Origin of the sequence: Streptomyces sp. NBC_00104, assembly GCF_045160825.1 — a bacterium.
Taxonomy (GTDB): Bacteria; Actinomycetota; Actinomycetes; order Streptomycetales; family Streptomycetaceae; genus Streptomyces.
Window position 1 is genome coordinate 9,914,155 of record NZ_CP108215.1, and the last position, 14,020, is coordinate 9,928,174.

The window sequence follows — 14,020 nt, forward strand, 5'->3', positions numbered from 1 at the left end:
GACCTGCGCGGTGGGAACGGGACCGGCACGCGGCTCGAGCCGGTCTCGTTGTCACGCCACCAGGCCGGTGTCCACCTGCTCCCTCGGGGGAGGGGTGCCTCCGGTCACCGACACGCTAAGCACCCACGAGGTATGAGTCCAATGAATACTGGAAATGATTCGCAATCACATCGTCAATGGACTGTCGCCGATGACAATGGGCTGTCGCCAATGAACCGTCGTCAATGAACTGCGCGGATCAGCTGCTCCCGCAGCCACGCGAGTCCGGGATCGCCGGCGCCGCGCGGGTTCCACACGAGATCGACTCCGAGGGGCGGCAGGGGGAGAGGCGGCTCCATGATGCGCAGCCCGTTGCGCGGCGCCAGTTGCTGAGCCAGTCGGCGGTGCAACAACGCGATCATGTTCGTGCCGCTCACCACCGAGGGGATCATCAGGAACTCGAAGACGACGACCTGCACGATGAGATCGGGGATCATCCGGGCGAGGGCCTGCTGTGCGCCGACCCGTCCTCGCTCCCACTCGAACACCACATGAGGCAGCCGGGCGAGGTCATCGACGGTCAGCGTCGCCCCGATGCGGTCGTTGTTCGCGTCGGCGACCACCACCCAGCTCTCGTCGTAGAGCCGTTCCCTCGGGAGCGAGGTCGGCATGGTGTCCGGCAGCAACGCCACGTCGGCGGTCGCCTCACCGCGGGTGAGGTCCATCGACGACGCGGGCGCCTCCAGGTGGAGACGAACATCCGGAGCGGACACGGCGACCATCGCGCTCAGGGCGGGCAGGACCGTCAGAGCCGAGGCGCTGGACGCGGCGATGCGGAAGGTGCGGCCCGATGTCGCCGGATCGAACGTCGGAGGCGTGAGGACCTGGCTGGTGGCGGTCTCCAGAATCAGGTTGACCGGTTCGATCAGCGCGTCGGCACGCGTGGTGAGTACATAGTCCCGGCCGACCCGGACGAGGAGCTCGTCACCGAGCGTGCGCCGTAGCCGCTGCAGGGCGTTGCTCATGGCCGGCTGCGTCAGCCCGACCGCCTGGGCGGCGCGCGTGACACTGCGGTGCTGGAGAAGGGCGGCGAGCAGGGGGAGCAGATTGAGATCGACGCGATGCAGGCCGGCCATGGGGCGCGACGGCCGGGACTCGGTATTCACCTCATCTATATATCGCATGCGAAAGGATCATTCGACCGAGGGTCGGTGAGGTACTACCGTTCGGCTGTCCACAAGCCCAGGCCGATGCCGCCGCCTCGGGGGCGTTCCAGCCCTGCTCGACGCCGTCTCCACGCAGCCCCTGGGCGACATTCCGCTGCGTTCGTCGCCGACCCGATGGCGGACAAGCCCGGATCGATCCCATCCGGACGCCGTCGTACGACACCCATGGAGGTCTCTCATGCCGACAACCGAGACAGATCAGCACGAGCTCCGCCGGCTCGTCGAGAACTGGGCACTGTGGCGCGACGCCGGCGACTGGGAACGGTTCGCCACCGTGTGGCATCCCCTCGACGGCTGGATGACGGCCACGTGGTTCCAGGGGCCTGCGACGGACTTCATCGCCGTCAGCCGGGAGGGCTTCGACAACGGCGTCAGCATCCTGCACTTCCTCGGCGGACACACCGCCGACGTCGTGGGCGACCGGGCCGTCGCCCAGACCAAGATGACCATCAACCAACGGGCCGAGGTGGATGGGGTCGAGGTCGATGTCGTCTGCACCGGGCGCTTCTACGACTTCTGCGCGCGTCACGAGGGCGCGTGGAAGATCGTGCGTCGGCAGCCCGTCTACGAGAAGGACCGTCTCGACCTCGTCGATCCGTCCGCGACGCTCAGCCTGGACCGGGAGTTGCTGGGCCGTTTCCCCGTCGGCTACCGCCATCTCGGGTACCTGCAGACCAAGGCGGGCTTCACGGTGAAGACCGGGCTGCCGGGCCTGACGGGTGACGTCGTGCAGCGCCTCTACGAGGAAGGCGCGAAATGGCTGGCCGGCTCGGCCACTCCGGGCGATCCTCACTGACGCGTCGCGCTCTTCCGGGCTCTGGAGCGGGCCCTCGGCCTGGGCAAGAGGCGATGGGCCGCAACGAGCAGTCGGCCGAGGGAGGACCGGCCGAGGGACGACTGCGTGCCGGTCGCATGACGCCCGGTGGGATCGCGGTCTTGATCAACGCAGTTGTCGTTGGTTCACTTGCTGGTTGTGGAGAGCATGCTGGCAGCGCTGATAGCGGTGGCGGGAACCTTGCTCGGCGTCGTCGTGACGAACAGGCAGCAGAACAGGCGTGCCGACCGGAGCGAGAAGATCGTCGCCGCCGAACGGCTGCGGCAGGAAAGGATCACGGCCTACGCCGAGTTCGCCCGTACGGTGATGGAGTTCAGGATGTCCCAGTACCGGCGCTGGCGCCGTCGTCAGGACGACTACGACAGCCCCTCCTACGAAGAGGCCCGGTACGAGTCCCATCAGCACAGGGCGCAGGCGTGGTACGCGCTCTACCGAGTCCGTCTGGTCGCGGCGGGCGAACGCGACCTGGTGGAACTGGGCAAGACGGCGATGACCCTCGCGACGCGCATCGACGAGGCGGGTGACCTGGAGGAGCTCAAGAACATCGGCTCCATGACCCGGAACGCGGTGGAGGAGTTCATCGACGCGGCCTCCCTCCAGGTCTCCTGATCCACGAGGGCGGGTGAATACCGGGTCTTCCGCCCGCGCCGCGGGGACGGCGCCGATAGCCTGAAGCAACCCCGGTGTGAGGGCGAAGAGTTACCTGACGGAAGGGCTGCGGATGGGGGGCGGTGCGGTGGGCGAGGACGAGCCCGAACCGGAGACCGGTGACTTCAGATTCGGCGACGAGGGCGAGGTGGAGGTGTTCGACGGATCCCGGTGGACCGTCCACCTCGGCCTGCCCGGCGACGACGCCGGAAGCGCCATGCGGGAGGATCCGGAGACCGATTCCGTGACGCCACCGCCCGGCAGTGACTGAGGCGTCCGGCGAACCGCCCGTACCGGAGCGGAGCGACGTGCCGCGGCGGGTACGGGACCCCGAGGCCCGCCGCACGCTGGAGGCGTGGCTGGCCAGGACCGGGACCGTGCTGTCCTACGCGGGCTGGGAGGACGCCGGGAACTCCGGCGCCCAGGTCTTCGCGGTCTACGCCCGACGCCGTCACGAAGGGCGGCTCACCGACGCCCGCAAGCTCGTCGTCAAGGTGCTGCCACCCCGCGCCTCGTCGGTCCGTGAACCCCAACGCCACGCACGCGCCGAAGAGTTGTCGACCCCTACTTCGTCGAGCGCCGTCTCGCACGGCAGTTGCCCGACTATCCGCCCCAACCCCTCGGCGGCAACGGCTGGATCATGTTCCAGGAGATCGCGGGCGGCAGTCTGACGGACTACCGGTCGTTGTCCGCGCTGATGGAGTCCGAGACCGTGGGCGGCCCCGCGATCGCCGCGCTCTGCGGGCGGGTCGTCGAGTCGGTCCTGAACGAGTGGAACACGCCACAGACCCTGGGCTTTCACCGGGGAACCGTCTCGGACGTGCTCACGGGGCTGCTCGGTCCCCGTATCGAGGAGGGCGGAACACTTCACACCTGGGCGCGTCACGACCCCGGTCTGTTGGAGAATCCGCGCCCGTACCTCGCGCTGCCCGGTGAGTCCCGCCTCTTCCCCAATCCCTTCGCCCTGGTGACCGGGCCCCGTATGGCCGGCGACGAAACCCTGTCGCTGCTGGCGGGCCTGGGACACGGCGATCTGCACCCGGGCAACGTGGTGTGCCGCCATCGGCCCGGGCGGGCCGCGGACGCCCACCGGTTCATCGATCTGTCGAGGTTCAGCGATGACGCGCCCCTGGTGTGCGACCCCGCCCACTTCGTTCTCTCCATCGTGGCCTCGCAGTTGGCCAAGGAACGGGCCCCCGAGGTCCGCACCGACCTCGCCCGGTATCTCATCGACCCCGACGGGCATCCGGGGCACGACGTCCGCGTCGGTCTGCGCGAGGTGATCCGCTCGATTCACGAGGCGGAGAAGGGCTGGGTCGAGAACAACGGCCGCGGGCTGTACGCGGAATGGAAGAGCCACCGGCTCCTGGCCCACCTCGCCTGCGCACTCGTCTTCAGCGGGCGCGCCCGGCTCCGCCCGGAGGACAGACAGTGGTTCTTCGAACTCGCCGCGCGCGCGGCAGGGGCGTACCTCGGTCACCAGGACGAGCGGCGCACCGAGCGGCCTGCCGGACCCACCACCGTCGGTTCGCGGGGCACCCGCCACATCGCTACCGAGCCCGGCCCCCCTGTGGTGTTCTGGCGGACCGAACGGCCCACCGCCCCCCTCGGGTACCACGTGGCCCGCGAGCGGGAACTGACCGCCGTCGGCCGACTCCTCGCTCAGCGGGAACAGCCGGTGATCATCACCGGACCGCCCGGTACCGGCAAGTCGCAGCTCGCCCTCGCGTACCTGGACCGGCACGGCGGCGCGTACGACTTCGTCGCCTGGCTGCCGGCCCAGCGCGAGGAACTGCTGTCCCAGGTGTTCTCCGACCTGGCGCGGCTCTGCGGTGTCGAGGCCGAAGCCGCCGCCGGGGCCGATGCCGTCGTGGCGGCTCTGGGCCGTATGGGCAGCTGGCTCGTCGTCTTCGACGACGCCGACCGGCCCTCGGCCGTCCGCCGCCACCTCCCACGACCCGGGTCGCGCTTCACCGTACTGATCACCTCACGCAACCCGCTCTGGTCCCAGATCGGGCACCAGCACCGGCTCGGTGACTTCGACCGCGCCCAGTCCACACTTCTGCTCACCCGCAGGGTCGAACAGCTCTCCGTGCCCGACGCCGACCGTGTCGCCTCCGTGCTGGGCGATCTGCCGCTCGCCGTGGACCAGGCCGCGCAGCAGCTGGAGGGCTCGCCGATGAGCGCGGACGGATACGTCGCGCTCATCGAGAAACACGCCAAGGACACCCTGGCACGCGGGCTCGACGAGGACGTCTATCCCGCCTCCCTGGCCGCCGTCGTGCGGATCGCCGTCGACCGGCTCCAGGAGCGGGAACCCGACGCGGCTCGTCTCGTCCGGCTGACGGCCTGTTTCGCGACCGCTCCGCTGCCGTTCTCGCTCCTCGACGAGGCCGCCGAGCTGCTGCCCCCCGTACTGCGCGGCGCCGTCGCACAGGCGCCTGACCGGCTGTCCGACCTGGTGATAGCCGCGTCCCGGGCCGGCCTGGTGCAGGTCGACCGCGGTGACCTCCACATGCACCAGTTGTTCCGCAGGCTCGTCCGTGAGGAATGGGCTCCCGAGGCGGACATGGACCGTTCGGCGGCGCGGAGAATACTGTCGGCCACCGATCCGGGCGATCCCCGGGACCCCGGCACCTGGCGGACGTACGCGGTGCTGCTGCCCCACGTCCTCGAACTCGACCTCCCCGCCGCCACGGATCCCGCGTGTCACCGGATGTTCCTGCGGATGGTCCACTTCCTCACCGTCAGCGGCGACGCCCGGACCGCCCGGGAACTCGTCCTGGCCGCGATCGAACGCTGGCGCACCGAGTACGGGGCCGAGGCGGACATCACGGTGTCCGCCACGGAGCACCTGGCCCGCGCCCACGTCCAACTCGGCGGCCACCGTACGGCGGTGGAACTGGACCGACGTGTCCTTGAGCATCGCACCCGCCGGTCGGGCGCCCAGGACGCCGAGACCCTCACCGCCGAGCACAACCTCGCGGCGGACCTGATCACCCTCGTCTCCCACACCACCGGGCTGTACAGCGACGACGGCGACCACGCCCTGCGGCTCCAGCGAGACGTGGTGGCCCGCCGTACCGAGCTGCTCGGAGGGGACCACCGGGACACCCTGCTGTCGCTGTACAACCTGGCCCTCGTCCTGCGGGGTGCCGGCCACGACGTCGAGGCCCGGGACACCCACCGCGGCGCGTACCTGGGACTGGCGCGGATCCTCGGCAACGACCACCCCGAAACCCTTCGTGCGGCCCACGGATACGCGGTCGGCCTCAGGGACGCCGGGGCGCTCACGGAAGCCAGGAACCTGCACGAGGACACCTACCGGCGGCGCAGAACGGTCCTGGGCCCTCATCACCCCGACGTACTGCAGTCCGCCTGCAGCTACGCCCGTGCCCTCGGCGGCCACGGGGACGACGCGGCGGCGGTCGTTCTCCTGAGGGACGCCCACGGTCGTGCGCTGACCGTCCTGGGGCAGGACCATCCCGACACCCTGCGCTACGCCCACTGGCTGGCGGTGAGTCTGCGCCGTACGGGCGAAGGAGAGGAGTCCGCCCGGCTGATCGAGGACACCTACCGGCGACGGCTGCGCCTGCTGGGCGAGTCGCACCTCGACACCCTGCGTACGGCGTCCGTCCACGCGGCGGAGCTCCGGTCCGCCGGTGACATCGACGGGGCCCGTGAGCTGGAGCGGGCGATCCGGCGCCGGCTGGCGCTGCTGGCCACCCGTACCGCCTGAACCGGGGCGGCGCGCCGACCGGACGCGCGCAGGGCGTCGTCTCAGCCCTGGTCGCCGAGTTCGTGTGCCGTGCGCACGGCTTCGACGAGAGCGTCCGCCGCCGAGGACTCGACCGACGCCGAGAGTAGTTCCCGGAACCGGGGGTCCCCCAAGTCCCGTGCCACATCCGAGAGTTCGTACAGCGCCATCGTGGCCACCGGTGTCTGCGGTCCGCACTCCAGCCCCGCGACGAAACCGCGCAGGGCCAGGCCGAAGGCGGTCTCGGGGCTTCCCCCGAGCCGCTCCCGTTCACTGAGCGCGGACAGGGCCCTCGCCTGGCCGTCATGGTCCTCGATCGCCTCGAAGGTCTCCAGGGCCTGTTGATGCCAGGACACCGCACCGGCCGCGTCGTCCTCGATGGCGGCCAGCAGTCCGAGCTGGTGGCGGGAACGGCCCGCGCCGTACCGGTCCCCGCACTCCTCGGCGACGGTGAGGGCCCGTAGGTACAGGTCCCGGGCCCGGTCGATGTCGCCCGTGCCCTGAGCCAGTACGCCCAGTTGGTGGTGGACGGTGCCCACCGCCGCGCGGTCGCCCGCCAGGGTCAGAAAGGCCAGTGCCCGTTCGTAGTGGGCCCGTGCCTGCTCGGGTTCGCCGGCGTCGGCGGCGATCATTCCCAGCAGGTGTTCACCGGCCGCGGTTCCGGCCACGTCGCCCACCTCGTCGCCGATGCGCATGGCGCGCCGGCACAGTGCGGTCGCCTCCGCGAGGTCGCCCTGTTCCCGTGCCAGCAGCGCGAGTTGGAGGTAGCCGGAGGCCATCGCCGTCCGGTCGCCGAGCTGTTCGTGCACGGCCAGCGCGCGCCGGTAGTGGCCGTCGGCCTCGTCCAGTCGGCCGCAGTTGTGTTCCACCACGCCGAGTTGGTGCAGGGCGGCGGCCGTACCCGCCGGGCTCTCCTCGTCGGGCCGGGAGGCCTCCAGGTCGAGAAGCGCCTCGTAGTGCCCTCGGGCCGCGGCCGTGTCCCCCGTGAAGATCGCCACACTGCCCAGATAATGCCGAGCGCGCTTCACCTCCTCCAGGTCGTCGAACCCGGTGAAGGCCACCAGCGCACGTTCGTAGCGCTCCTTGGCGGCCGGGTACTCTCCCATCGCCTCTTCCAGCGTGCCCAGTTCGATGTCGGCGGTCGCGGCCTCCTGGTCGAGACCGGCTCGGGTGAACAGCTCAAGTGCCCGCTCCCGATGGCTCCTGGCCTCGGTGAAACGTCCGGTGTCCTGGGCGGCGCAGCCCAACGCGTCGTGCAGGACGGCGGTGGCGTGGTCCGTCAGCGGTGTCCACTCCAGGGATTCCCGCGCCAGACGCTCCATCTCGGTGAAGGCGCCTGTGGGCCGCAGCCGGTCGACCAACGCGGCGGTCATCGCGAACGCGTCGTCGATCAGGCCCGCTTGCCGGAAGTGGTGTCTGCTCTCGGTCAGATCGCGCACGATCCTGGGGGTGTCACCCTTCTGCCGCTGGATCTCCAGCCAGTGGTGTGCGGCCCGCTCATGGGCCGCGGCCAGCCGATCCGGCGGCTCGGACCCGGTGAGCAGCGTGGCCAGCCAACGGCAGACGAAGTAGGACGGTTCGGTGTCTGTGTCTGTGTCCGCGTCGGTGGCGGCGGTGGACGACAGCAGGCCCTGGCTCTCCAGTACCGCGAGCGTCTCGCGTGTCGGGGCGGTTCCGGTCCCGGGGGAGGCCGCGAGGTCGTCCGGATGTACGGGGTGACGGTGGACCGAGAGCGAGACGAGGGCCGTGTACTGCGCGGGCGTGAGGTCCCTCAGCAGTCTGTCCGCCCCGGTGTCGCGGGCCAGGAGCCGGCGCGTCGAGCGGATCGCGGCACCCAGTCCGCGGGAACGGGCCGCCGCGCGGGAACGGCCCTCGGCGGCCAGCCAGTCGGACAGCCGGGCGTCCAGCCCGGGGAGGACCGGCGCGGCGCCGCGCACCAGCGCGTCCAGGAGGCCGAGGCCGGCGGGGTGGCCGCCGATCTCGGTGAGGATCAGCGGCACGGCCTTGTCGGGGAGCCGGCTCAGGCCGGGCAGTCGGCCGATGAGGAGCCTCGACTCGGCCGGTGACAAGGGGCCGAGGTGGAAAGTCGCCGTCGCGCGGCCGGTCCGTGTCGGCAGCCGCAGCCGGTGCCGACCGGTGATGATCAGACGGCACCGGTCCGGCCGGTCGGCCCAGTCGGCCAACTGCCGGGCCAGCAGGGGGTCGACGCACCGGGCGTACGGGTGGCCGGGTTCCGGTTCGGTCTCCACGTCGTCGACGACCACGATCAGCGGCGCCCCGCCGGGCGGGGCCTCGGCCACCCGCCGGCGCGCCCCGGCCAGGACGGACGCGTCCGCCGCACCCCCGATCCGCACCACGTCCTCGGCACGGGGCGCGAGGCGCTGGAGGAACTGCGTGACGAGCGTCGACTTGCCCACCCCGGCGAGCCCGTGCACGACCAGCCCCGCACCGCCGTCGTCCCAGAGCCGCATCAGATGACGCAGGACGGCACGGCGGGCCACCGGCTGTACGTCCCGCCGTGGGTTCGGGGGCGTCGCCGGCCCGGGGCGAAGCACGGTGTCCCGGGGCGTCGGCCGGGGTTTCGCGGGGAGGGGCGGCACGCCGAGGAACAGGGCCGGAGTCGGCCATTCGCACAGGTCGGTCGGGCTGCCGTGGTCCTCCGGGCGCCGCTTCTCCAGCCGATGCCGGGCCTCGGCGACGGCGTCGAGGACGGCCTGTACGTCCGCGACGCCGTCCCGCGGGCGCGGTCGGCCGAGGACGGCGTACACCTCGGCGCAGAAGGCGGCGGCGTAACTGTCGCTCACCGCCGCGGTCATGGCCAGTACGCACCGTACGCCGGCCGCGACGAGCTCGGCGGCGAGTCCGGTGAGCCGTTCCTCGTGGTCGGCCGAGGTCCGTGCCGGGCCGTCCGAGGGGCGTCCGGCTCCCGTGGAGCAGCCCGCCAGCACCACGAGCCGGGGCGCGCCGTCGGCCGGGAAGGCGTCGGCCAGGTCCCGCGCGGTGACCGGGCGGGTGCGGCCCCGGCCGTCCTCCAGCAGCAGTGCGTCCGCTCGCGCATGGCACGACAGGTGCAGGATGTCGCAGGGCCGGCGCCGGATCGCCCGCCGGATCTCGGTGAGCGTGTCGGGCCCGTCGATCATCTCGACGTCGATGTGCCGTTGCCGCACCCCGGCCTCGACGGCGCCGACGATCCGCCGTGCGTCCGCCTCCAGGTCCAACGCGGGCCCCTCCAGGTCGTCGAGCGGGTCCGCGAAGGCGGCCAGGATCCGCAGGCCGTCCGCCCCGGCGGGTTCGTGTACGGGCCCCGGCCGGCCCGTCGGCGCGCGGTAGAACCGGACCCGGGGCGACATCGCGAGCGGTGTCGGTGCCCCGGGCAGCAGCACGGTCTCCCACGGAATCCCGGCGAACTCCGGTACGGACACGGCGATTCCGATCCACACGGGCTGCTCGGGACCGCTCCCGTCCAGCGCGCGGGCGACGGCTTCGCCGGCCGGCCCGCCGAAGAACGCCTCTCCGATCGCGATGCCCAACGCGTGCACGGCGTACCGGGACGCGGTGGACACGGGGGTGGTCCTGCTCGTGGCCGGATCGAACCTGGTCAGCGACGGGCGCCCGGCCCGGGACCGGGTGAGCCTCCACAGTCGCTCCTGCACGGCGCGGGTGAGCCCGCGATGCTCATGGGCGACGACGGGGGTGCCGTCGACCGACACGGCCGTCTCCCCGCGGGTCACGGTCACCAGGACGGAGACCGGTCGCGCAGCGGAGTTCGGTCGCGTGGCGGAGTTCGGTCGTGCGGTGGAGTTCGGGCCGGCCTCGGACCTCACTGTCATCGTTCCCTCGGGGTTGGGGGCGTCCACGACACGGTGCGCGGCGTATCGCGTCGGCTCATCCGGCTGTGAGCGGCGTTCCCGCGGGTTCCCGGGGGCCGCGGGAGTGGTAGCGGGCGGCCGCCGCGGGACGGCCCAGGTCCTGGAAGCAGTCGCCGATGACGCGATAGGTGTCGGGCCGGTCGCGTGTCTCGTCGGTGCGGCGGAACAGGGCGAGCGCCTCCCGGGCTTTGGCCAGCCCCGCGAGCGGACGGCCGCGTTTGCGGTCGAGGGTGGCGAGCCGGGTCAGACACTGCGCCTGGCCGACCACCCTGCGCAGTTGCGTGTTGAGGTCCAGCGCGGCCCGCACATGGTCCTCCGCGATGTCGAGAGAGCCTTGACGCTCCGCGCAGATGCCCAGGTGCTGGTGGGAACGGGCGATCTCCTCGGTGGCGCCGCGAGCGGTGGCGATGCGCAGCGCCGCGTCGAATTCGGTGTGGGCTTCGTCGAGTTCGCCGGCGACCACGTGCAGGGTGCCGACCTGGTTGCGGATCTCCATCTCCTGCATCTCGTCGCCGGTGTCCCGGCACAGGCCGGCCGCCGTGCGGCAGTGCGCCATCGCGGTGGTCACGTCGTGGGCGTCCTGGGCGACGTAGGCCAGGCTGCGCAGACAGGCGACGACGGCACCGGTGTCGCCGGCCCGTTCGAAGGCCGCCAGGGCCTCTTCGTAGCCGGCCCGGGCCCGGGCCGCGTTCCCTCGGTACTCGTCCAGCATGGCCAGTTGGTAGCGGGACGCGGCGGCGTCCCGGTTGAGCCCGAGACCCTGGAACACGTCGAAGGCCCGGCGGTAGCGTCTCTCGGTGTCGGCGTAGTCGCCGAGTTCGTGGAGCACCGAGCCGAGCTGGTGCTCGGCGAAGGCGATCCCCAGGAGGTCACCGGCCGCGTCGCTCACCGTCAGCGCACGCTCCAGGTGTTCCCGTGCCTCGTGCATCAGTCCCCGGTCGCGGGCGACCAGACCGAGCTGTCGATGGGCCTGTGCCGCCTGCTCGGAGCCGGGTTCGACCCAGTCCAGCACGCGCCGGCACAGCTGTTCCTCGGCGGTCCAGTGACCCACCGCGTGCAGCAGCCGGCACACGCGCTGGGCCACCTGCGCGGCTTCCGCGGGCCGGTCGCAGGCCTCGTGGTGGTCGATCGCCTCGAACCCGGCGTGGACGCGTTCCCGTTGGGGCAGTGTCTGCCGGTCGAGGACGTCCGCCCAGTGGATCGCGGCCCGTTCGTGGCCGGAGCGTGCCGACCGGGCGTCCAGCGCGGCGAGTTCGGCCGCGGTCCAGCGGTGTACCGACCACAGGGGCTCGCCGTCCCGTCCGACGCCGTCCGGGGCCAGGAGACCGGCGGAGACCAGCTCGTCGAGGGCGTCCGCGACGTCCTCGGCGTCCGTGAACGCCCGCTGCGGTACGGGCGAGCGGTGGACCGCCGCGTACGTGAGCAGGGTCCGGGAACCGGCGTCGAGGGTGGCGACGAGTTCGCCGAGCAGGGTGTCGGCGGCGGTGATCCGTAACGCCTCCCGCAGGGCGCTGCGCGTACGCCCCGCGACCCGGGCCCGGGTGGCGTCGATGCCGCCGGTCAGCCGCTGGAGCCGGTGAGCCAGATCGGTGTCGGTGACGGAGGTCCGTCCGAGCAGGGCGTCCAGATAGCCGTAGGCGCGGGGATGGCCGCCCACGGCTTCCTTGAACCGGTGCCATTCGCTCCGCGGCAGCCGCCGGGTCTGCGGGAGTCTGAGGCGGAGCAGGTCCGTCTCGGCCGACGTCAGCGGTGGCAGGGCCAGGTGCGGCAGCCGTGCCGCGCCTTGTCGTGCGGGCGGGAGTGGGTGGCGGGAGGTGACGAGTACGTGGGTCCTCGTGTCGAGGTCCGCCCACGCCTCCAGGAACGCGCCGAGTTCCGGGTCGGTGAGGCCCCCGGCCCCGCCCGTGCCGGGGGCGAGGTTGGCCTCGAACTCGTCCAGCACCAGGACGGGCGCCGGGGTGTCGGGGTCGGCCGCCGCGCGGGCGAGTTCGCGCAGCCGGTCCCGCCACGGTCGTCGGGCCTCGGTGAGGGGGCCGGTCCCGTCCACCGCCCCGGGCAGCACGGCCGTGATCGCGTGCAGGATCTCCTCGACATCCGTCCTGCCCCGCACCAGCGCGACGGGACGGTCGGCCGCGTGGAAGCGCAGCAACTCCCCGACGAAGGCGGACTTTCCGCCTCCGCCGACGCCGTGGACGACCAGCCCCGCCCCGTCCGTCCCCAGGGCGCGCGCGGCGATCCGCAGCTGGGGCCGGCGCCCCACGAACGTGCCGAGGGGCAGGGCCAGCGGCGGCCGTACGGCAGGCGTCGTCGCCGGGCTCCTGCGGCTGTGCCGTGCGTCCCGGACGTCCCCCGTCTCTCCGGTCCGTACGTCGGACACGGGCGCCGTGCGGGCGGCGGCGTACAGGACTGGGATGTGCCACTCGGGAAGGGCGGCGTCACCACCCGTCTCCTGCCGGGTCCCCTCAAGGGCGACCCGTGCGGAGTGCAGGGCTTGGAGCGGGCCGCTCCCGGCGGCGAGGCCGGTGTAGAAGGCGGCTGTCAGCTCGCCGGCGTACACGTCCCGGACTGGTGCGGACATGGCGACGACCGCGGGTATTCCGGAGGCGGCCAGTTGCTCGGCCATTCCGGGCAGGAAGGCCGTGCCGCCGCCGTCCTGGCCCGGCAGGCGTCGCGCGGAGGCCGTCGAGCAGCCGGCCAGGACCAACAGCGCCGACGGACCGGCCGCGGACACCACGCGGTACAGGTCTTCGGCCGTGACCGGGGCCGGAGCCCCGTCGACGGTCTCCAGCCGGAGGTGTCCCGGGCGGGCGTGGCAGACGATGTGGACGAGGTCCGCGGGCGCTTCCTTCAGGGCCGCGGCGAGAGCGTCCAGGCTGCCGGAACTGAGCAGCCGCAGGTCGACCGGGGTGGCGGAGCCGGTCACCGCGGCAGCCAGGCGGGCCGTCTCGGCCTCCAGGTCGAGCAGCCCCTCCTGTGGCGTGTGCGCGGAGGAGGGACCGGCCAGCAGCGCCACCAGCCGCAGCGGGCGCGCCGTGCCCGGGGCGGCCACCCGAGGGGGGACCGCGTCGCCGGGGCCGGTGCGAAAAGGGCGGATGACGGGGTGCAGGGCGAGGGGGGCCGATGCGCCGGGCAGGAGCAGCGTCTCCCAGGGCAGTCCGGCGAGCGGTCCCGGCTCGACGTCCAGCGCGAGCGACAGCGTCTCTCCCCGCTGGACCGCGTCCCGCGCCGCGTCGGACAGGGCCCGGCACACGGCGTTCCCGGCCCGTTCGGCGAGCAGCTGCCCCATCCGGTCGGTCAACTGGACGGCCTCGGCGATCCGTTCGGGGTCCAGGGCCTCTCGTGACCGCTCATGGAGCCGGGCCACGGCCCGTGCCGTCTCCACCAGCGGGAAGTGCGGGGCCGTTCGCGGCGCGTGGGCGACCGCCCTCTCGCCGGCCCACAGGGTGACGTCCGCGTTCCGTACGGACAGACGGTGGTTCACCGGGGCACCGGCACGCGCTTCGCGCTTGTGCTCTTGGTTCACAGATCGACTCCTCGACCCGGCAGGACGGTGCGGAGCGTCGCCGGGGTCCGTGCGGACACTCCCACCCATTGTGGGCTTCACAGGCGCGGCCCCGCGCCGACTACGCCGCAATTGCGGGAAGTTGATCGAGAATGGCCGACGCCCCTCGCGACGGCGGCCGGCCGCGTCGGGCCAGGCGCGCGC

The 14,020-nt window shown here is 72.5% G+C and carries 8 protein-coding genes; 5 read left to right on the plus strand and 3 right to left on the minus strand.

The genetic code is table 11. The features are described 5' to 3' along the window. Positions 1-221: 221 nt before the first annotated feature. Positions 222-1,145, minus strand: coding sequence for a LysR family transcriptional regulator (locus OG272_RS43385; protein WP_328224531.1), 924 nt, complete (start codon positions 1,143-1,145; stop codon positions 222-224). Positions 1,146-1,383: 238 nt separating this feature from the next. Between OG272_RS43385 and OG272_RS43390 the strand changes: the two genes are divergently transcribed. The 5 genes from OG272_RS43390 (at position 1,384) to fxsT (ending at position 6,427) form a co-directional block, all read left to right on the plus strand. Then, positions 1,384-2,001, plus strand: a complete 618-nt coding sequence (locus OG272_RS43390; protein ID WP_326574252.1) for a nuclear transport factor 2 family protein — start codon at positions 1,384-1,386, stop codon at positions 1,999-2,001. Positions 2,002-2,187: 186 nt separating this feature from the next. Further along, positions 2,188-2,649: a hypothetical protein gene (locus OG272_RS43395; protein WP_326574251.1), complete on the plus strand. Its 462-nt coding sequence runs from the start codon at positions 2,188-2,190 to the stop codon at positions 2,647-2,649. A gap of 76 nt (positions 2,650-2,725) precedes the next feature. Then, entirely contained in the window at positions 2,726-2,959 is a 234-nt protein-coding gene (locus OG272_RS43400) for a hypothetical protein (RefSeq protein WP_326574250.1), read from the plus strand. Further along, the gene (locus OG272_RS43405) at positions 2,952-3,359 is read left to right on the plus strand and encodes a hypothetical protein (RefSeq protein ID WP_405895836.1); all 408 of its coding nucleotides are present in this window, start codon (positions 2,952-2,954) and stop codon (positions 3,357-3,359) included. Before OG272_RS43400 ends, OG272_RS43405 begins: the two co-directional genes overlap by 8 nt. After that, the gene (gene fxsT, locus OG272_RS43410) at positions 3,329-6,427 is read left to right on the plus strand and encodes an FxSxx-COOH system tetratricopeptide repeat protein (protein ID WP_405895837.1); all 3,099 of its coding nucleotides are present in this window, start codon (positions 3,329-3,331) and stop codon (positions 6,425-6,427) included. Before OG272_RS43405 ends, fxsT begins: the two co-directional genes overlap by 31 nt. A 41-nt stretch (positions 6,428-6,468) precedes the next feature. Here the strand turns inward: fxsT and OG272_RS43415 are convergent, their stop codons facing one another. Further along, complete coding sequence (locus OG272_RS43415; protein ID WP_405895838.1) at positions 6,469-10,275, minus strand: tetratricopeptide repeat protein; 3,807 nt, start codon at positions 10,273-10,275, stop codon at positions 6,469-6,471. A 55-nt stretch (positions 10,276-10,330) separates the two neighbouring features. Further along, positions 10,331-13,837 (minus strand): tetratricopeptide repeat protein, encoded by a 3,507-nt coding sequence (locus tag OG272_RS43420; protein ID WP_405895839.1) that lies wholly within the window; start codon positions 13,835-13,837, stop codon positions 10,331-10,333. Between the last annotated feature and the right edge of the window lie 183 nt (positions 13,838-14,020).

Excerpts from the sequence above, each read along its gene's own strand:
- fxsT (WP_405895837.1), top strand. The coding sequence starts at position 3,329 with ATGTTCCAGGAGATCGCGGGCGGCAGTCTGACGGACTACCGGTCGTTG.
- OG272_RS43390 (WP_326574252.1), top strand. The coding sequence starts at position 1,384 with ATGCCGACAACCGAGACAGATCAGCACGAGCTCCGCCGGCTCGTCGAG.
- OG272_RS43415 (WP_405895838.1), bottom strand. The coding sequence starts at position 10,275 with ATGACAGTGAGGTCCGAGGCCGGCCCGAACTCCACCGCACGACCGAAC.
- OG272_RS43395 (WP_326574251.1), top strand. The coding sequence starts at position 2,188 with ATGCTGGCAGCGCTGATAGCGGTGGCGGGAACCTTGCTCGGCGTCGTC.